This is a genomic window from Sphaerisporangium cinnabarinum (assembly GCF_055567015.1).
The window spans coordinates 1-17,906 of the sequence record NZ_JBVHRG010000017.1 but is presented as its reverse complement, the minus strand read 5'-3'; the positions used below and the strand labels follow the sequence as shown (position 1 = coordinate 17,906).

The following is a 17,906-nucleotide window of genomic DNA, read 5'->3' as shown; positions in this document are numbered from 1 at the left end:
TGCTCGCAGCGTGCGCCAGTGTCGTCGAGCAGCGGGTGGGAGGATGGGCAGATGGCGCTGACCGAGTTCCTGCTCGCCCGGATCGACGAGGACGAAGCAGCGTGCGCGGCCCTCGAGGACGAGTCGGGACCACCAGCGCCGTGGTCACGCTCGCGGCTGCTGACCGAGTGCGCGGTGAAACGGCGCATCATCACCCTCGCTTACGAGGCCACCGGGTACGACATGACCGCAGACCTCGAGCGTGATACCGACGAGCGCGCCGAGAGCGGCATCGCCTTCGTCGGCGACCGCATCCTGCGGGCACTCGCCACGCCCTACGCCGCGCACCCGGACTTCGACCCCACCTGGCGCACCTGACACCCGGTCGGCGCCCCGACCTCCCTGACATGGCGAGCAGCCCGCGAAGGGCCCATCGTCAGTATCGCGGCCACGTGCCGCGGGGAACGCCGGTCGTGAAGCAGCCCGCTACCGGGGGACCTCCCGACCCGCGACCCGCGGGGCCAGGCCGTACGAGCAACTTCGGAAAGCGGGCCGCGCATGAGCGTCATCGAAAAGTGGGTCACCGTGGCCTGTCCGGGCTGCGGTACCTCGGCACGCGCCCGCGTCCTGCACATCATCGCCTGGGGGTCCATCCCAGGCACCCAGGTCCCGCACCGCGTCAGCATCCTGTGCCCGCACCACTGCCCAGTCACTCGCGGCGAGGCCACCTCCGCCGTACCGGTCTGCCCCGAATGCCGGCTGCACGTCGCCTAGATCTCCCCGCAGCCGGGCGCTGGTGAGGTCGAGAGAGCGGGGTGCGATCCTGTCGCGCCGCTCAGTGCTTGCCGTTACAGACCCGGTCCATATGGACAAATATGACATAAGAGAGGTTATCGGCTACTGAAGAGTGCGAGTTGCATCAGATGCAAGAGGCGCCCGCCACGTCTGCGTCATTGCAGGGCGTGGCGCTCTGCGAAGAGGTCTCGGAGCGCGGTGATGAGCTCCCTGCGGTGGGCCTCCAGGGCGTCGTGGGCGGCGTAGAACCGTTGCGGGTCGCGCCCTTCCCACTCGCGCGGTACCTGGACGTATGTGTGCTCCCCCGGCTGGCCGCCTGAGCCCATCGTCCAGGTGTGTTCTCCCAGCGCGAGGGAGTACGCCGTGACCGCGGTCTCGACACGGGTCCAGGCCGAGGCGAGGTCCGGGTCGGCGATCCGCCGGTCGTCGACATCCCACTTACGCGCCCGTTCGTCGAGGTCTCGGCTGCAGCGGCTGGGGAAGCGGCTGTGGTCCGCGTCCTCGACGAGGTACCGGAAGAACCCCTCGGTGACGGTCCAGCCGTCCAGACGCTCGTCGACGAGCTCAAGGTCCTTGGTGACCCGCCGCTGCCGGGCCGCGGCCTCTCGCTCCGCAACCTCGTTCGCGGCCCGCGCCTGTAGCTCCCGATTCTGCCTTCTTAGCTTGTGGGCGTGCTCGCCGACCGCCAAGAACGCGGTGAGCGCGACGATGCCGACGAACCAACCGAGCACGCCATGCTCGCCGGCGAGCTCGTTGAGCTTTGGGATGAACAGGACGGCGAGCGAGACGACACCGCCCACCGCAGAGAGCCAAGTGATGCCCTGGCGCAGGACGCCGCCGATTCGATCCACGATCACAGGGTAGGTGCGCAGGGCGTGGCGCCCGACCGTGATGTCGCCGGAACGACTCGCCACGGCGCGAGCATCCGTCGCCGGCGCCCAGTCTGTTGCCGCCGTCGCGCGGACGCTCGGGGTATCGGCACCCACGGTCCGCCGCCTCGCCGGACACGTGTGAACCTCGAGCACCGCGGCTGAACTGCTGCTCGGAGACGCCCGGGAACTCGCACCTGACGAGCATGCACTCCTACCAGTGCGAAGTCGGGCAGCACAGCTGAGATGCGAGCCGGCGGCACCCGAAGGTACCGCCGACGCGGCTGCCCTACCTTTCCTGGCCGGGCCCTTGCTCTGGTCCACGTCGGGGCGGTCGAGGCCGGGCTAGCGGCACCTGCCCTGCTGACGCGCGGGACTTGGTGGCGATGAGGGAGTACTCCAGGAGGTCTCCTCCGCGCTGGAAGCGCCCCACGTCGGTCTCGACCCGCATCGGCGCCTCAGCCGCTCGTGTCCAGAAGCGCCGGTAGCGCAGCACCGCCGGGCAGGTGGTGGCGAGCACCGCGGCAGACTCTTGGGAGCGTGAGCGCCCTCCGGGTCCGTCGAAGACCTCGCGCGCGTACACGCTGGGCACCCAGCGGCCTCCGAGCCCCTCCCCCGTGACGACGGCGCCCTCGTAGGACTCGCGCCAGCGTTGGGCGATGCGTGCCTGGGAGAGCGTGTAGGGGACCTCGACGTCGACGACCTCGACGTCGTAGCCGGCGGCCGCGAGCTGGTTACCGAGCGCGGCGGCCGCGCGAGGGTTGGACAGCACCGAGTCGATGACGACGTTGGTGCCCTCGCGCAGTGCCTCGTCGCGGAGCTGGCGCGCGAGGTGGGAGGACTCCTCGTGCACGAGGGCGGCGAGCTCGAGGGGGAAGAACGGTTCCCCAGCGGCTTCGCGCTCTCGCACGGCGTCGGGCTTGAGGAAGGTCTCGTAGGTGCCGTCGTTCATGGCTTCGCGCAGCAGCTTGTCCTTGAACTCGTCGGCGTCGACGACGAGCCAGGCGTCCTTGTCGAGCCCGAGCACGTTGCTCTGGACGTGGCCCTTCCCGGCCCCGGGCGGGCCGGCGAGCACGATCGCCTTCCCGTCCTGTCGCGCACCCGGCGCCTCGGCGCGGGCATCGTCGCGCAGGCGACGCCACAGGGCCCGCCGTCGGGCGGTGGGCTGGTCGACCTTCCCGTCGATGAACCACGCGGGGTTGTTCAGCGTGGAGTGCTGCCCGTCCTTGTCCAGCGGTCCCCCCGCGCGGGAGAACTCGCGGACGGTCTCGCGGTGGGCCGCGTGCCGGTCGTGGTCGTCGCTCACGCAGGTGAGTAAATCGGTCAGCCCGCGGAGCGTCCACTCTTCGCGGCGAGCACCGCGTCGTAGGTGTCGGCGTCGAGCAGGCCGTCGTCCAGCGCGCGCCCGACCTCCTCGAACGTGCCGGTCGCGTCCTCGACGAGCCAGTCCACGCCGTCGGTCTTCGGGGTGCCCGCGTACGGCCACCGTGCGAGCTCGTCGACGACGCGGGCGCGGTCGATCTGGCCGGCGGCGTAGCGCTCGGCAATCTCGTACGGGCTCGCGCCGCTGAACCCGTCGGCCACCTCGGGCACGCGCTCGGCAGCCTTGAGGGCCTTGTGCACCGCGGGCTGGCTGATCGCGAGCAACCTCGCGATCTCGCTCTGGGACATCTGGGCCGCGAGCTTGCGCACCAGGCGCAGCTCGTCGAGCCGGTCGACGACCTGCCGGTGCCGCAGTCGCACCACGGTCTCGACGTCCACGCTCGGCGCTGTCGTCACTGGAACCACCTCCATCTATAACCAAGGATATAACGCTCGGTGCTGACGAGCATGGGGCACGTCATGTGTCGCGGGTCTCCACGGTGTCGCCGGCGGCGACGTCGGCCAGGGCTCCGGCTGGTACTTCGAGCAGCGCGGTCACCGGGCCCGGTGCCGTCGACCGTGGGCAGGTCGTCTGATCGACCTCGGTGCACGGGTCGAGGGTCGCGACGCCGATCACGCGATCGCCGTCGATCCAGGCGACGTCGATCGGGACTTGCATGCCGGCCATCCACATCTGGTGCTCGGCGCGCTCTGCGAACTGGAACAGCATCCCGGTGCCGGCAGGGATCTCCTCGCGCCCGGCCAGACCTTCCTTCTGCTCGTTGGCGGTGTCCGCGAGCTCCACGGCGAATGCCTCTCCCCCGACCTCGACCGTGGCCTCGGGCCGCGGCGAGCTACACGCGGCGACGACGACGGTGGCGGCGGCCAGGACGGCGAGGCGGCGGCGAGGATTCATCTGCCGTAGCCCTTGCCGGGTGCGCCGGGTGCGGTCCGGTTGACGCGCGCGACGGCCGACGCGTTGGCGGGCGGCGGGGCGGCGGACGGAGGTCGGGAGGCGGCGACCAGGCGCAGGGCGTCGTTCACGTGGTCGTCGATCGCGCCGTCCTTTGTGGTGATGCGCGCGAACATGGCGCGCAGCGGGTCGCGGTCTCCCGTGCGGGCCAGGCGGGAGGCCTGGTCGTTCTCGGACTCGTACCCAGGCCTGCCGAGCGTCACCCTGGTCCAGTCCAAGCGGTGGCCGGACTCGCGAGCCAGGGCGGTGACGAACTCGCGCTGGACGCGCCCGTTGCCCTCCCGGAAGGGGTGGGTCTGGTTGACGACGTCGTAGACGCTGGCGAGCGCGCCCAGCACGTCGCTCGGGTCCAGGGTGCGCAGGTTGTCGGTGTCTCGCAGGTAGGTCGCCACGGCGTCCATCGCGTCCTCGATCCGGTCCAGCGGCGCGAACCAGCCGTCTCGGCTCTTGCGGATCGACACCGTGCGCACGTCCCCGGCCCAGTCGTACACGTCCTGGAACAGGTGGTGGTGGATCGCCCGGAGCCCGGCGAGATCGTAGGTCGCGGGCAGCCCGTGCTCGCGCAGGGTCAGCGCCCGGGCCTCGACGCGCCGGTCCTCGCGCTCGCGCAGCATCTCGGGTGTGGTGGCGCCGACGCGGTTGCGCAGGGTTCGCCCGTCGGCGAGTAGGTACCCGTCCCAGCGGGCGTGCTCGTCGCCGTGCTCCCAGGGGCGTGCGGTCAAGGGCTGGCTCCGTCCTGGTCGCTGTCGAGCGCGATCGTCTGTCGCATGAGTTCCTCGGCGTCGATCTCGCCGCGGACGTACTTGTCCTGGATCGCGCGGGCGGCGTCGCTGGTGCGTCCGCCCTCGAGCTGGGTGCTGTGTCGGATGCGCTGGGCATCGTCGGCGCGCTGGGCGCGCTCCTCGTCGCTGATCGGCATGCTCTTCCTCCCGGTCCTGGCGCATGCCAACCTAGCCGGGCCCAGATGCCGACTCAGGTGGTGCCGCGCGCGGCGGCCGCGGCGATCGCGAGCTCGCCGGAGATCACCCCGAGGTCGGTGTGCGGGGCCAGGCGCGCGTGCAGCTGCGTCCCGACGCGCGACAGCGGCACGACCGCGATGCGCGCGACGAGCGCGGCCGCGGCCCGCACGGCGTTCACCCGGCCCTCGACGGTCGCCAGGTCGTGTCGGGCGAGGACGACGTCGACCACGACGGACACCAGGCTCTGGGGCTGGGCCAGGCGCTCGGCCAGGGCCTGGCCGTGACCGTCCTGGATGAGCTGGGCGGGGTCGGTCCCGTCGGGCAGGACCAGGGCACCGGCCGTACCGGCCTCGTCATCGGCGAGCAGGTCCCACGCACGCACGGCGGCCGCCTGGCCGGCTGCGTCGGCGTCGAACGCGAACACCGCCAGCGCGGCCGCGCCGGGGTGGATCTGGCGCACGCGCTCGAGGTGGGTCGCGGTGAGCGCGGTACCGCACCCGGACAGCGCGACGACGGGCGACCCGGTGCGACGGATGGCCTCGACGTCGAGGGCTCCCTCGACGAACACGACCCGCGCGCCGGCCTGGATGCGGCGCAGAGCGGCCGGGTCGATGCCGTACAGGTCCCGGGACTTGTCGAACGCGAGCGTCGACGTGGTGTTGAGGTACTTCGCGTGGGCGTCGTCGACGTCGTCCGTCGCGGGGTTGCGGCGGGCGGTGAACCCGATGATCGCGCCCGTCTCGTCGCGGTAGGGCAGGACCAGGCGGTCCCGGAACACGTCCCCCACTCCCCCGGCCTCGGTGCGGAACGCGAGGCCGGCGGCCACCAGCTCGTCCGCGCTGCAGCCGCGGCCGCGCATGCGGCCCACGAGCCGGGCCCACCCCTCGGGCGCGTACCCGGCCTGCAGGCCGCGCAGCCCGCGCCGTGCGAGGTAAGCCCGGGTCCAGTCGTCCTCGCCGTTCGCGTGGAAGCGCCAGAACTCCCACGCCGCAGCGTTGATCTCCTCGACCCGCTCACGGGAGAGCTCAACCGTCATCTCAGGCTCCCTGCCGGTTCGCGAGGGCGGTGATCTGGTCGGGCCGGAACCCAGCCCAGGACTGCTCACCGGCGACGACGACCGGGGCCTGGAAGTACCCCAGCGCGCGCACCCGCTCGAGCGCGTCGACGTCGACGGAGATGTCGACCACGGTGTACTCGATCCCCTTCTTGTCGAGCGCCCGGTAGGTCGCGTCGCACTGCACGCACGCCGGCCTGCTGTACACGGTGACCTTGTCCTGCTGGCTGGTCATGATGCCTCCCCACGTCGTTTTTCGGACCGTCCCTGCAAGCGGAGCGTTTGGCCGGTAGCCGTCCCAGGACGCACCCGCAGGGCGCGAGCATCGCGAGCGAGTCGGGGTGCCAGGGCGTCTGGAAAGTTCTCGGCGGGCTCAACGAGCGCAGCGAGTGCAGCCGGGAAGTTGCCAGGCGTGCGGGCCGTAGCGCAGCGGAGCCGACTTGCACCCTGGGACGGCCGGCCACACTCGGAGCCAGGGACGGACCGAAGACTCAGAACGCTCGTCAGCCGCGGCCCGCAGGGCCGCGCCAGATCGTGCGCGGCGCTCCGTCGCCGGGCACCGGGGTTCACGCCACGACCATCTCGCCACGGTCCGTGGCCCACTGCATCTGGGGCTGGTTCGCGGGCTGGTTCAGGACGACGTCGTGCTTGCGCAGGACCCGGTTCACCGTCGACCGCGACCATGGCACCCGCTGGGCGAGGTCCCGTTCGGAACGCGCCTCACGTGCAAGCTGGAGGATCAGGGCGTCACGCTGGTCAGCTGACATCGTGCGCGGGTCCAGGTCACCACTCGCCTGGACCAGCGCGCTGCCCACGCCGACCGCCCCGACCTCGACGGACTCGACCGGCTCAGCGACAGGCTCGGCCTCCACCGGCTCGACCTCCACGGCCTCCTCGGGCGTCGCGTCTGTCTCCATGAGCGGCGCGGCCGCCGCCGGGTCAGTCATCGGGTCGCCCGTCTCAGCTGCGACCGGACGGGGACGGCGCACGCCGAGCAGGTGGGCGAGCGCGGCACCCATACCCATGACGGCGACGGGCACGCACGCAACGCCGACGACGACCTGCCAGGGCGCTCGCTCGATGCCGGCAGCGTGGAGCAGGTGGTAGGTGATTTGCCCTGCGGCTCCGATCACGAGAGAGGCCAGGACCGACCAGCCCGCGAACGATCGCGCGGTAGGTCGGATGTTGCGGTGGGTGAGCCAGACGCCCAGGGCGAACGCGGCGTAGACCTCCATGCCCAGAGGCAGTGTGATCGCGAGGTTCACGGTCAGGTCCATGATTCCCGGGAGCAGGTTCACCGGCCCGAAGCCTGACATCCGGCCCAGGTCCACCCACCCGCCCCAGATCGCGACGAACGCGCCGGAGGCAAGGAGGACGACGGGCCAGCGCGGGAACGACTCGTAGGTCTCGGCCGCCTGCTGAGCCGCCATCGGCTCAGGCGTGGCCCGTGCTGGCCGAACCACCGAACCGGCGAGAGCAAGGGGCCCACGAGAGTGGTTCATCATGCCTCCAATATCCGAACGCTTACGTTCTAGTTTAGCAGAAACAGAACGCTTTGGTTCTGTTAGCGTGGTCAGATGAGCAAGGAATCCGGGCCCGTTGGGCCGGTTGATCCCGGGCCTGGGCCGCGCGGGCTGTACGACAGCGCGCGCCTGGCTCAGCGGCTTGGCGTCTCGCCGGTGTCGTTGCGCACGGCCCGGCACCGCAGGGTGGACTGGCTACCCGATCCGGCCGGCGAGCTCAACGGCGGCCCGGTGTGGACCGTGGAATCCCTTAAGGGCATCGAAGACCGCCGTCGGGGCGCTGGAAGGCCCCGACGCAACCGCCAGGGGTAACCCTCGTTCGTCTCCGCGCAAGAGGCGGGCTCTCTTTTCGGCTCTCGCGCGCTGGCGGGGGTTCTGCACAGCACGAAGGGGCGGTACCGAGCGGGTGCCGCCCCTTCGTGTTCTGTCTAGAAGCCGTCGCTGGGCCCCAGGAAGCCTGGACCTGTCAGCTTCCGATCGCCGAGCGGCTGGTCAAGTTCCACGTCCACCTCTTGCAACGTCCCGACGTCGGAACACGCTGAACCGTCATCCAGTTCTTGAGAGACCAGCCGAACAGTGATCTTTACCCGCTCCGCGTCCTCCTCGACGTCGACGCCCTCGAGCTGCTCGCATGCGGGCCCGTACTCGACCCGGATCGGCACGGTTGACCGCGACCTGTCGAGTTCCCCCGATACCTCCCACTCACCATCCCGCGAGGACGCGCCGCCGCCGCAAGCCGCAAGCGCCACGGCGCACAGCGTGGCTGCTACGAGTCGGGTGGGCCATGCCGGGTTCACGCCGGTCACCCTAGCTCCAGACGAAGGCCAGCGTGCCGGTCGTTCCTCCGATCTCGTTGACCGCCCAGCCGATCCAGCTGAAGACCCCGTTCGAGCCCCAGTGAATCCCGTAGAACCGGTACGGTGTCGGGACGATCGGGCTGTCCAGGTCGTTGGCGACCACCGGTCCACCCGAGTCGCCCCCTGCCGAGTTGTAGCTCGCCCGGTCCTGGCAGATGCGTGTGATGTTGGTGTTTGCGGCGTTCGTATTGATGCAGGTCTGGGTCACGGTGCCGGAGGTCTGCCCGGTCGTGCGGCCGATCTTCATCAGGCTGTCACCCACGAAGGGAACCCCCGTCGACGTGACCGGGCTCGCGTTCCCTGACCAGGCGCTGAAGTCGTTCGCTGCGTCCATCCGCGCGATGACACCTGGAGAGGTCGAGATGCTCGACCCGGAGGCGAAGAACGCAGCGTCCGAACGTCGGCACTCACGTCCGGCCGGGCACACGCCACCGGTGAAGAGCGCTGGATCGATCGACTCATAGCCGGCCCGCCAGGTCGTCCCGAGGGGCGCCGGCTGGTGGAACCACGGGTCGTCGAAGCCACCCACTGCGCCCGACTCCCACGTGCAGTGATCGTTCGTCAGGAAGCCCGTCGAGGTGAACGTGGAACTGCTGTACAGCACCGGCAACCCGAGGGAGCAGACGGTGATCTCGCCTGGTACGCCCGCGTCCCTCCCGAGCTGCAGTCCACCGATCAACGAGCTCGACCTCGCCCGCAGGCTCTCCTCCTGAACCGGCGCTGCCGGACGGAACTCGACCGCCGCCGTATCGACCTTCGCGCGCGAGACCGATGCCGCAGCGGCGGTCTTCGCCGTGGTCACCTTCGGGTCGTACCCGAGGACCACCTTGTTCTCGACCTCGTCGAGGTCGGTGTACACCGCCCCGGGCAGGGAGAGGAAGTCCCCCTCAACCGACTGCTTGATCTCCAGCAGCTCACGGAACGAGTACTCGGCCGATTCGACTCGCACCGCTTCCCTGCGCGCCTGGACGCCCTCGATCGCGCTTCGCTCGAGAACGGGCTGCAGCTGCCTGAAACCCTCTGCCGTGACCTCGTTCGTCGTACTCCGGACAACGACCACACCCTCCTCGTCCTTGTACGTCCCGGCGAACCACTCCCCCATCTCCTTGGCCAGGGCTTCGTCGCGGGACTCCACCGCGACGGGCTCCGCCTCGGCTAGCGAAAGCCCCTTGAGGACCCCGCCCGAGTTGATCTCGATGGCCTCGCCGTCGGGCACTGCGCCCGAGGGCCCCTCGCTCGCGAAACTCGGCGCCGTCAAGAGCCCCCCGACGAGGGCGATGACCGCAACAGCTGCACCACGGTAACCAGTTGTTCTCACGTCACTCTCCTTCATGTCAACATTGACTGCGCGGGATTCGACCCCGCGGGGAGGTGACCTGCCTCGGGCAACCGGGCGCACCCGGGCGCGATCATTGACCCGCATTTCGCGGGCGCTCCGCGCGCGCCCTCGGATCCGACGCCGAAACACCACATGCCCCCTGCGAACGCGACGCTGCGTCTACCCCTCTCGCGCGGGGTCCAGAGCTGATAGCGATCGAAGGACGCCCCGGCCCCGCCAGTTCCGCTCTTCGTCGAGCTGAACGTCTGCGCCCCTGCTCATCCCGCGCACGGGCCAAGAACTGACGCAGATGAGGATGTGGCCATGATTCTGGCACGAGCGCCCCACTCTGTCTCGACGTACCTTTTCGGGCACTCCCGCCGGCTATGACAGCGGGCGTCGACTCCGCTCCCCCACGCGCTGCGCGCCGTCCCCGTGAGGGCCTAGACGAGCCAGGCGTCGAGCGTGCGGCGAGTGATGCCCGCTCGGGCGGCGAGGTCGACCTTCGTGTGCAGCTGGGAGCGGTAGAGGCCGCGGACGGCGGTGCGCAGCAGCGCGCGCAGGTGCGCCTCGTCGACGTCGGCGGCGCCGCTGGTGGGTGTGCCGTGGGCGGTGAGTTCGGCGAGGAGCCGGTCGCCGTGGGTGGCGTACCAGGCTGCGGCGAGGACCTCGTCGCTGGGTTCGAGCTCGAGGACGTGGGCGGCGAGGCGGGCGGTGACGGGCACGAGTCCGGTGCCGCTGGCGTGGGTGAGCCAGGCGGCCACGAGCCGGACCGGGCGCACGCTCGCCGGCAGGGGGTCGGGCTGGTCCTTGAACGTGCGGCGCAGGTCGAGGGCGCCTTGCATGCGCACGTCCCAGTCCCATGAGCCGATCGGGCCGGCCGCGTGGGCCAGGGCGTCGGTCCACGGCTCGCGCTCGGGCTCGGGCTGGGCCAGGGCGAGCAGGCGCAGGGTGTGCGCGGCGTACTGCCCGGCAGACAGGGTCCGCCGGGCGGCCTTGTACCCGGTGCGCACGCGCACCTGTCCGGCCTCGGCCGCGGCCCACGCTCCCCCATCGCCGGCAGGCGGCGTCGCGGCCGCGCGCACTCGGTCCAGCAGGTCGAGGATCGGGCCGGCGTGCTCGTCGGGCAGGGCGTCGACGCGGCGGGTCGTCATGGGTGGGGCACCTCGGGGTTGCAGGCGGTCGTGCGCCGCGCCGGAGGCGGGGGGGGGTGGGGGGCGGCAAGTCCCCCACGGCGGCGCGGCGGGTACGGGTGAGCCTACGGGTTCGGGGTGCGGTGGCGGTCGTCATGGCGGTTCTCCTCGTGTCGGTGCGGGCTGGGCCAGGGCGGGCCGGTCGTGGCCCGCCCTGGCTGCTGGTCACGCGGTCTGGGCTGCGCGGTGGTCGGTGACCTCGTGCCACGGGGCGCGGTCGGTCCAGGAGTAGTCGGTCTCGACGCTCACGGACTTGGCGTTGACGCGGGCGACGCGGCGCCACCAGTGGCCGATCTTGACCTCGTCGCCCTTGGTGACGTTGTGCGGCCCGTAGTCGGTGACGGCGCCGTCCGCGACCTGCTGGGCGCGCACGCCCTCCCAGTGCGCGAGATTGTCGCGGGCCTCAGCGATCGCCGGCTCGAGGCGGCGTCGGCGCCGCGCCTGCTCGCGCTCGGTCGCGGGCCGGTATCCCGTGTCAGGGTCGTAGACCGGCGCGACCAGCTCACGCTCGTACTTGCGGATCTGGGCGGCCAGCCGGTCGATCCTGTTCCCGACGGTGACGGGGTTGTACCGGGCGCCGGTCGTCGCCGCGGCGGTCGCCGCGGCCTGCTGGGCGGCGTCGGCATCGCGCTGGGCGTGGACGGCGGTTCCGAGCGTGGACCAGGCGCGTTCGGTGCCGCGGCGGTGGCGCTTCTCGGAGTGGTGGCCGACCTTGATCGGCTCCCCGCCCTCGGGCAGACGCTCGACGGCGGCCTCGTGCCGCGCGTAGGCGGCATCGGCCGCGCCTGCCTTGCGGTCGGCCTTGGCTGCCAGCGCGTCGGCGCGGGCTGCCCGGCGGGCGATCTTGTCGGCCTCGACGACAGCGGCCGCGCGGGCCGTGTCGTCGATGGTGACCTGGACGTCGTAGCCGGCCTCGCGCAGCGCGGCCGCGGTCGCCTCGATCGTGCGCACCTTGGCGGCACGGTCGCGCGACTGCGGCACGTACCAGGTGCCGAGGTTGCGGCTGAACCGCCAGCGGTGCGCCTTGAGGACGACGTTGGTGTCGCCGCGCTCGGTGCCGTCGATGAGGGTTCCTGCCTCGCGGGTGTGGGTGATGGTCAGCATGGTTCGCTCCTGCTCGCGCGTGGGGTGTGGTGGGCCAGCCGGTGGGCCGGGGGTTTCCCTCTCCGGCCCACCGGGGCACGTCACGCGCGCAGAGCGGCCCTCTGCCCGAGCCGGGTAGACCACTGCTCCGGGCTGACGGGGCGCAGGAACCCGCCGACGACGTCGAAGTTCGTACGGCCCTTCCACGTGCCGCGGGTGGCGTGGTCGCCGCTGGCGAAGATGTTCGTCGCGGACAGCGTCCGGTGGTCCGCGCGGTCCATGCGGTCGAGCAGGTCGTTCAGGTTCTCGCCCGTGCGCGCGGCGCGCTGCTTGGCGAGCTCGATGCTGCGGTCGAACGCCTCGCGGGCGAGAGACGGGATGGCGGCGGTGTTCTGAGCCACGGGGGCCCTCCTTCGCGTTGGTGTCGGGTGGCCGGTGGTCTCCGGCCGTTGTGTGCCCTTCCAACAACTCAAGTATACATCGCAAGCACAAAAATGTATACCTCAGGGTTGAGAGGCGGGCCGGGCGTGGTTCGCGCCCGGCCCGCTGGTTGGCTCAGTCGAAGAGCTGGCCGGCCTCGTCCTCGGCTGCCTCGTCGGCGGGGTCGATGGGGTCGCGTCCGGCGTCGTAGTCGTCGCGCCAGGGGCGGTCCGCGATGTCGCGGTGGGTGAGCCAGATTTGGCGCGTGAGCCGGAGGTCGACCAGGGCGAGCCAGAGCGCGAAGTCGGCGTCTCCGTTCGCGTACTCGGTGACGTACCGGTCGGGGTAGCCGGTCAGTCGGCGGCGGATGCGCTCCTCGAGGGCGGCGCGCTGCTCGCCCTCGAGCTGGGCAGGGTGGCAGTTGATCGCGGCCACGCGCTGACGCATGGTCTGGTGCTCGGTCGTCATGGTGGTTTCCCTTCGGGAGCCGGGCTGGTTCTGGTGGTCCGCGGCGGGCCGGTCGCCGGCCCGCCGTGGGTGTAGGTCAGTCCTCGCCGGGGAGGCTGATCGTCACGACCGGTGCAGCGGTGTCGCCGGGGCCGATGTGGAGCACCAAGTCGAGGTCCTGGGCCTCGACCTGGCCCGGGGCGCCCGGGACGCGGGCCACGGTGAACCGGGAACGGCCCGCGCGGGCCGCGATCGTGGCGAGCCAGAGCACGTCCCACAGTCGCCCGGTCTCGTCCTGCCCGGCCTCGTGCTCGGGGTTCCACGCGACAGCCTCGGCGTGGGCCTCCTGGGTGAGCGCGACGGGCCAGCGGAACCCTGCTTCCTGGGCCAGCGGTCCAGCGTCGACCAGCACGCCGTCCGCCAGGGCCCGGGCGCGGGTGTACGTGTGGATCGGCGGTCCGAATACACCTTCGGTGGGGGTGGTGGTGGTCATGGTGACCCTTCCTGCCCGGTGGTGGGTGGCCGGTGGTCCCGACCGTTTTTCGCCCCCTCCTGGCGTCGTAATCACCACCCGCGCGGGGCCCCCGGGCCGCAACCCGCGGTCCGGCCCGACGGCGGGGCCGGCCCGCGCGGACACGCTTTTCGTCCGCGCGGGCCGGTTTCGACGGCGGGACGGCGCCGAAGGCGAGCGGGTTGCGGCACGGGGTGCGCGGGTGATGATGGAGAGCCAGGAGGGGAAGAAAACCGCGCGCAGCGCGGCAACCGCGGCCGCGCAGCGGCCACCAATCGGGTCCCGGCCACCGGCCGGAAGAGCCACGTACCCTGGCGAGCTCACCCCACCCGGCCAACCACCACGCTCCCCACCGGTTACGGCCAGGCGTGGGCACGGGCACGACAATTGATCTGGCGACGGGCAGACTTCCGGGTATGCCGCAGGCTCCCCTTCGCACGCGTCAGAGCCCGGACCTTCCCGATCTGCTCCTCCATATGACCGGTCGAATGGGAGACCCCGCGCCAGGACTACCGATCGACATAGCCACTCTCACCCCCGAGCAGCGCCTAGCGTCCATCCTCAGAGAGGGAGCTCTGCGCTACTTCCGCGCGTTCGATTCGCACTACCGCTCGGCCGCTCTCACGCAGACCAGCCAGCGCGCGATGGGTCGTCTCATCGGATCGCGCTATTCCGCTTGCGGCATCGCGTTCGACAAGCAGGCTGTCTGGGACGCTGGTGGCGGTCCTGCGCTGTACGTGCGTGGGGACGAGTGGGATGGGCTCGTTGCATCGAACGCTCCGGACTCCCTCAAGGCCCGGGTAGTGCGCGTGTGGCCTGGGTGGGCCGGCGAAGGCGCCCCACCTGGCGCACCGCAAGGGGTTCGGGGAGAGAGCCAGTGGATGCACGAGCGCGAGTGGCGAATTCCGCAGCCGCCGGCTGGCGAGGGGGCGTGGGTTTTCCCGAGAAGTGCAGTTCGGTTTCTTCTCTTCGCATCGGAGGGGAAGCGATCAGAGACGCTGTCTACGCTCGCCCGCTGGAATGGGGATCTCGCTTGGGCTCAGAACTTGCCGTACGTGATCTTCCGCCAGCGGATCGAGATGGTCAACCGGTTCGACGGTCTACCGGAGGGTGTCTGGGAGTAGCCCATTCGGAGGTGACGGACTCCTGTTGTCCGTGCTGGCCCTCGATGGGCCGGTACGGGCAGCACCACGCGCGACGGCGCGCGGCCCGCGGAGTCTCCTCCTCCACGGGCCGCGCGCCGGGCTGGGTTACTTCTTGGGTGCCTTGCCCCGGGCGATCTTCTCGATGTCGCTGAGCGTGTAGCCCCAGGCCTCCAACGCGCCCAGGTACTCGGACAGGCTGCCCTCGTGCCGCCAGGACTGGACCCCGGTCCCGGTCTCGCATGCGGCCAGGCAGAGCACGAGCGCGATGTGCTGCGCCCGGCCCGCCGTGGCCTTCGCGGCGGCCTGAGCGATGCCCTGGCTGCGGCCCCGGTACGTGCTCGTCCCGGGCTTGATCCCGAGCCACTGCGCGGCCAGTTCGTGGTCCTTGTCGGCCCCGTGCCCCAGGGTGTGGGTGCCGGTCGCGATCCGGGCGGCGATGAACGCCGCCGTGCCGGTGGGGGCGGTCTTGCGCTGGGAGAACTCCGCGAGCCACTTGCGCCGGACGACCTCGGCGGACTTCCACGCCTTGTTGTTCTCGATCACCCGGCGGCGCTCGGCCTTCTCCGCCTCGCTCATCGACCCCGTGCGCTGGGTGCTCGCGGTGCCGTACCGGTCGCCGTGGCCGTGCTTGCGCCAGTTCGTGCAGACGTAGACGACCTCGACCCGCTGCCACTGGGCCGAGATGTAGGCCGCGTGGCCGGGGCATTCGGCGTGCGCGTCCACGGTGAGGTCGGTGCCGTTCGCGGCGTCGGCGGCGGGCTTGAGGCTGTCCAGGCGCTTGATCTTGGCGTCGTCGTAGCCGGGTCGGGGGACCTCGGTCACGTTCTGTGCGGCCAGCGTGTCGCGGGCCGCCGCGACCTCGGCGGCGCGCTGGCGGTCGTCGCGCGCCCGCTGGGCCGCGTGGGCAAAGCCGTTCGGGTCCTCGACGGCGACGGCGGTCAGGCTCTTGAGGGTCTCGGGGTCGTCCTCGAATTCCGTGATCGCAGCCGCGACGTCGAGGGGTAGGTCGTACTTGGCCTGGACGGCAGCGCCGAACTTCGACCCGGCGACCGTGAGCGCGGTGGCAACCACGCCCTTGTCCGTACCGGTGCGCTTGGCGATCTGCGCCGCACTCAGCCCGATGAGCGACAGCTGCTGGAACGCGGCGGTGCGGTGGTTGTCGCGCATGTCCCTGCGGTGGTCGTTCTCGGCCAGCTGCTCGACGATGCGGCGGGCTTCGTCCTCGGTGCCGTCGATGATCTGCACGGGGATGGTTGCCCGCCCGGCCTCGATTGCGGCGAGCGTGCGGCGCTGCCCTTCCAGGACGACCAGGGTTCCGTCCTGGTCGCGGCGGGCGCGGACGGCCTGCAAGACGCCGTGCTGCTTGATGGACCCGACGAACGCGGGGGTGAGGTCCGCATCGGCGCGAACGTTGACGCCGACGACGAGCGTTCGTGGGTCGATGTGAGCGAACTCGACGCTCTCGGGCGTAGGTCCCGCCTCGACCTCGGTGGAGGTTGCTTCGGTGGTGGTCATGGTGACCCTTCCTGCCAGGTGGTGGGTGGCCGGTGGTCCCGACCGTTTTTCGCCCCCTCCTGGCGTCGTAATCACCGCCCGTATAAGCGGCCCGGAGTGCAACCGACCGGTGCCGGACCGGCGGGGCTCGTCGGCCGAGCTCAGGGAGCGCAGCGACCGCAGGCCGACGAGTTTCGACGGGCCGGGACGCGCAGCGAGGTCGGTTGCGCGCAGGGTCGCGCGGGCGATGATGGAGAGCCAGGAGGGGAAGAAAACCGCGCGCAGCGCGGCAACCGCGGCCGCGCAGCGGCCACGACTCGGGTCCCGGCCGAAGGTCGGGAGCACCCATCCCCCCGGCGAGCTCGACCACCACAGCCAGCCCCACCACTCCCCCACCGGCCACCGGCCGCACCCACCTGCACACCGAGGACTCGTTGGCGGCGTCGTCGTCGACGCCGGCCCCACGCTGGAGGCGGGGGTTCCGGGGGGCGGCAGCTCCCCGGTGCCCGTACCGGCCCTCGATGGGCCGGTACGGGCAGCACCACGCGCGACGGGCGCGCGGCCCGCAGGGACTCCCCCACGAGCCGCGCGCCGGACGGTCACTGCGCGTCGCGCTCGCGCGCGACCCAGGCGGGAGGCATCCCGACCTGGATCGCGGTGTTGAGCAGGAGCGCGAGCCGGTAGGACTCGTCGCTGCGCAACGCGCGGGCGAACGCGTCGCCCGCGGCCGGGCTCTGCCCGTGCCACCAGGCGACCAGGCCCCAGAGGGTCCAGGCGGGGGCGCTGGTGGGCACGTGGGCGACGATCTGGGCGAGGAGGTCGGCGGCCGCGTCGGCGGCGGCGCCCGGGCGCTCGCCCACCTTCGGGTCAACGATCGCCGCGACCGCCCGCCCGGTCGCCTCGTCGGGCGCGTTTCCGGCGGCGGTCTCGGTCACGGTGTCGGGGTCGATCCCGGGGACCATGGACAGCAGGGCGGCGTCGCGCACCTTGGTGTGCGTGAGCATCTGTGCCAGTTCGCCGTAGACCCCGGGGCCGCCGACCAGGCCCGTGAGCGCGAGCCGCCACGTGGCGAGCGCGTGCGTGGTCTGCTCGTCGGCGCTCTTCGCCGCGTGCTTCTCGGCGGCCCGACGGGCCGTGGCCTGCGCCTCGGGCCTGGCCTCGGCGGGCAGCAGCCCGGCGCGGTCGCGGACCGGAGCGATGCCGAGGGCGACCATTTCGGCGGCGAGCACGCTCGACGTGACGTCCGACAGGGGACGGACGACGGCGGCCGGGGCGTGCATGTCGACGTACCCGGCGGCGCTCACCTGGACGGCGTCCTGGACGTCGACGGCCTGCCCGTGGAGCGCTTCGGTCATGCTGGCGAGCGCGCGGTCGGCTTCCTGCCGGTCGTCGGTGTACAGGGCGAGCACGGCCGACGCGGCGCGGTCGTTCGCGATGTGCACCGCGAGCATGTCGGCCGTCTCGGGCGTCACGTCGGACAGGTCGGCGCGGGCGACCAGCCCGACCTGTCCCGTGGTCGACCGGCGCCCGACGACGACCAGGCTCTCGGTCGGCGCGTAGCCGATGCGGGCGGGGATGTAGGCGAGCAAGTCGGCGACGGAACGCGCACGGATCTAGGGCTGCTGAGCCACGTAGGGCTCCCTCCTGCGCAGGTGGTGGGTGGCCGGTGGTCCCGACCGTTTTTCGCCCCCTCCTGGCGTCGTAATCACCACCCGCGCGGGGCCCCCGGGCCGCAACCCGCGGTCCGGCCCGACGGCGGGGCCGGTTTGCGCGGACACGCTTTTCGTCCGCGCGGGCCGGTTTCGACGGCGGGACGGCGCCGAAGGCGAGCGGGTTGCGGCACGGGGTGCGCGGGTGATGATGGAGAGCCAGGAGGGGAAGAAAACCGCGCGCAGCGCGGCAACCGCGGCCGCGCAGCGGCCAC

At 71.7% G+C, this 17,906-nt stretch carries 19 protein-coding genes; 1 reads left to right on the top strand and 18 read right to left on the bottom strand.

The genetic code is table 11. The annotated features are described in order from the left end of the window. The first annotated feature begins 51 nt into the window (after positions 1-51). Positions 52-357: a DUF6221 family protein gene (locus ACZ4MO_RS18660; protein WP_499279396.1), complete on the top strand. Its 306-nt coding sequence runs from the start codon at positions 52-54 to the stop codon at positions 355-357. 572 nt (positions 358-929) lie between these two features. On the opposite strand, the gene ACZ4MO_RS18655 is transcribed toward ACZ4MO_RS18660, so the two are convergent. The 18 genes from ACZ4MO_RS18655 to ACZ4MO_RS18570 form a co-directional block, all read right to left on the bottom strand. Further along, positions 930-1,625 carry a hypothetical protein gene (locus tag ACZ4MO_RS18655; RefSeq protein WP_499279394.1) on the bottom strand — a complete coding sequence of 232 codons (696 nt, stop codon included), beginning with the start codon at positions 1,623-1,625 and terminating at the stop codon, positions 930-932. A gap of 307 nt (positions 1,626-1,932) precedes the next feature. Then, positions 1,933-2,949, bottom strand: a complete 1,017-nt coding sequence (locus tag ACZ4MO_RS18650; protein ID WP_499279393.1) for a zeta toxin family protein — start codon at positions 2,947-2,949, stop codon at positions 1,933-1,935. A gap of 17 nt (positions 2,950-2,966) precedes the next feature. After that, entirely contained in the window at positions 2,967-3,422 is a 456-nt protein-coding gene (locus ACZ4MO_RS18645; RefSeq protein ID WP_499279391.1) for a hypothetical protein, read from the bottom strand. A gap of 61 nt (positions 3,423-3,483) precedes the next feature. Further along, on the bottom strand, positions 3,484-3,921 hold the full coding sequence (locus ACZ4MO_RS18640; RefSeq protein WP_499279390.1) for a DUF192 domain-containing protein: 438 nt from the start codon (positions 3,919-3,921) through the stop codon (positions 3,484-3,486). After that, positions 3,918-4,700 (bottom strand): Fic/DOC family protein, encoded by a 783-nt coding sequence (locus ACZ4MO_RS18635; protein ID WP_499279388.1) that lies wholly within the window; start codon positions 4,698-4,700, stop codon positions 3,918-3,920. Before ACZ4MO_RS18635 ends, ACZ4MO_RS18640 begins: the two co-directional genes overlap by 4 nt. Then, positions 4,697-4,897 carry an antitoxin VbhA family protein gene (locus ACZ4MO_RS18630; protein WP_024841890.1) on the bottom strand — a complete coding sequence of 67 codons (201 nt, stop codon included), beginning with the start codon at positions 4,895-4,897 and terminating at the stop codon, positions 4,697-4,699. The genes ACZ4MO_RS18635 and ACZ4MO_RS18630 overlap by 4 nt, the downstream gene beginning before the upstream one ends. Positions 4,898-4,950: 53 nt before the next feature. Beyond that, a complete protein-coding gene (locus ACZ4MO_RS18625) occupies positions 4,951-5,973 on the bottom strand; it encodes a toprim domain-containing protein (protein WP_499279386.1) in 1,023 nt (340 codons plus the stop codon). A gap of 1 nt (position 5,974) precedes the next feature. Further along, the gene (nrdH, locus tag ACZ4MO_RS18620; protein ID WP_499279384.1) at positions 5,975-6,226 is read right to left on the bottom strand and encodes a glutaredoxin-like protein NrdH; all 252 of its coding nucleotides are present in this window, start codon (positions 6,224-6,226) and stop codon (positions 5,975-5,977) included. 331 nt (positions 6,227-6,557) lie between these two features. Next, a complete protein-coding gene (locus tag ACZ4MO_RS18615) occupies positions 6,558-7,421 on the bottom strand; it encodes a hypothetical protein (protein WP_499279383.1) in 864 nt (287 codons plus the stop codon). Positions 7,422-7,942: 521 nt separating this feature from the next. Further along, on the bottom strand, positions 7,943-8,311 hold the full coding sequence (locus ACZ4MO_RS18610) for a hypothetical protein (RefSeq protein ID WP_499279382.1): 369 nt from the start codon (positions 8,309-8,311) through the stop codon (positions 7,943-7,945). A gap of 10 nt (positions 8,312-8,321) precedes the next feature. After that, positions 8,322-9,704: a chymotrypsin family serine protease gene (locus tag ACZ4MO_RS18605; RefSeq protein ID WP_499279380.1), complete on the bottom strand. Its 1,383-nt coding sequence runs from the start codon at positions 9,702-9,704 to the stop codon at positions 8,322-8,324. A 428-nt stretch (positions 9,705-10,132) separates the two neighbouring features. Next, positions 10,133-10,843: a hypothetical protein gene (locus tag ACZ4MO_RS18600; protein ID WP_499279379.1), complete on the bottom strand. Its 711-nt coding sequence runs from the start codon at positions 10,841-10,843 to the stop codon at positions 10,133-10,135. A gap of 204 nt (positions 10,844-11,047) precedes the next feature. Beyond that, complete coding sequence (locus ACZ4MO_RS18595) at positions 11,048-11,986, bottom strand: DUF3560 domain-containing protein (protein WP_499279377.1); 939 nt, start codon at positions 11,984-11,986, stop codon at positions 11,048-11,050. A gap of 80 nt (positions 11,987-12,066) precedes the next feature. Next, positions 12,067-12,366: a hypothetical protein gene (locus ACZ4MO_RS18590; RefSeq protein WP_499279376.1), complete on the bottom strand. Its 300-nt coding sequence runs from the start codon at positions 12,364-12,366 to the stop codon at positions 12,067-12,069. 154 nt (positions 12,367-12,520) lie between these two features. After that, complete coding sequence (locus tag ACZ4MO_RS18585; RefSeq protein ID WP_499279375.1) at positions 12,521-12,853, bottom strand: hypothetical protein; 333 nt, start codon at positions 12,851-12,853, stop codon at positions 12,521-12,523. 76 nt (positions 12,854-12,929) lie between these two features. Further along, positions 12,930-13,325 carry a DUF6573 family protein gene (locus ACZ4MO_RS18580; RefSeq protein WP_499279374.1) on the bottom strand — a complete coding sequence of 132 codons (396 nt, stop codon included), beginning with the start codon at positions 13,323-13,325 and terminating at the stop codon, positions 12,930-12,932. A gap of 1,268 nt (positions 13,326-14,593) precedes the next feature. Next, positions 14,594-16,003, bottom strand: coding sequence for a ParB/RepB/Spo0J family partition protein (locus ACZ4MO_RS18575; RefSeq protein WP_499279372.1), 1,410 nt, complete (start codon positions 16,001-16,003; stop codon positions 14,594-14,596). A gap of 578 nt (positions 16,004-16,581) precedes the next feature. Then, positions 16,582-17,571: a DUF4192 domain-containing protein gene (locus tag ACZ4MO_RS18570; RefSeq protein WP_499279371.1), complete on the bottom strand. Its 990-nt coding sequence runs from the start codon at positions 17,569-17,571 to the stop codon at positions 16,582-16,584. Positions 17,572-17,906: the final 335 nt, after the last annotated feature.

Coding starts and splice junctions, on each gene's coding strand:
- ACZ4MO_RS18580 (WP_499279374.1), bottom strand. CDS start 13,325: ATGACCACCACCACCCCCACCGAAGGTGTATTCGGACCGCCGATCCAC.
- ACZ4MO_RS18625 (WP_499279386.1), bottom strand. CDS start 5,973: ATGACGGTTGAGCTCTCCCGTGAGCGGGTCGAGGAGATCAACGCTGCG.
- ACZ4MO_RS18640 (WP_499279390.1), bottom strand. CDS start 3,921: ATGAATCCTCGCCGCCGCCTCGCCGTCCTGGCCGCCGCCACCGTCGTC.
- ACZ4MO_RS18595 (WP_499279377.1), bottom strand. CDS start 11,986: ATGCTGACCATCACCCACACCCGCGAGGCAGGAACCCTCATCGACGGC.
- nrdH (WP_499279384.1), bottom strand. CDS start 6,226: ATGACCAGCCAGCAGGACAAGGTCACCGTGTACAGCAGGCCGGCGTGC.
- ACZ4MO_RS18605 (WP_499279380.1), bottom strand. CDS start 9,704: ATGAAGGAGAGTGACGTGAGAACAACTGGTTACCGTGGTGCAGCTGTT.
- ACZ4MO_RS18660 (WP_499279396.1), top strand. CDS start 52: ATGGCGCTGACCGAGTTCCTGCTCGCCCGGATCGACGAGGACGAAGCA.
- ACZ4MO_RS18575 (WP_499279372.1), bottom strand. CDS start 16,003: ATGACCACCACCGAAGCAACCTCCACCGAGGTCGAGGCGGGACCTACG.
- ACZ4MO_RS18630 (WP_024841890.1), bottom strand. CDS start 4,897: ATGCCGATCAGCGACGAGGAGCGCGCCCAGCGCGCCGACGATGCCCAG.
- ACZ4MO_RS18585 (WP_499279375.1), bottom strand. CDS start 12,853: ATGACGACCGAGCACCAGACCATGCGTCAGCGCGTGGCCGCGATCAAC.
- ACZ4MO_RS18600 (WP_499279379.1), bottom strand. CDS start 10,843: ATGACGACCCGCCGCGTCGACGCCCTGCCCGACGAGCACGCCGGCCCG.
- ACZ4MO_RS18615 (WP_499279383.1), bottom strand. CDS start 7,421: ATGGCGGCTCAGCAGGCGGCCGAGACCTACGAGTCGTTCCCGCGCTGG.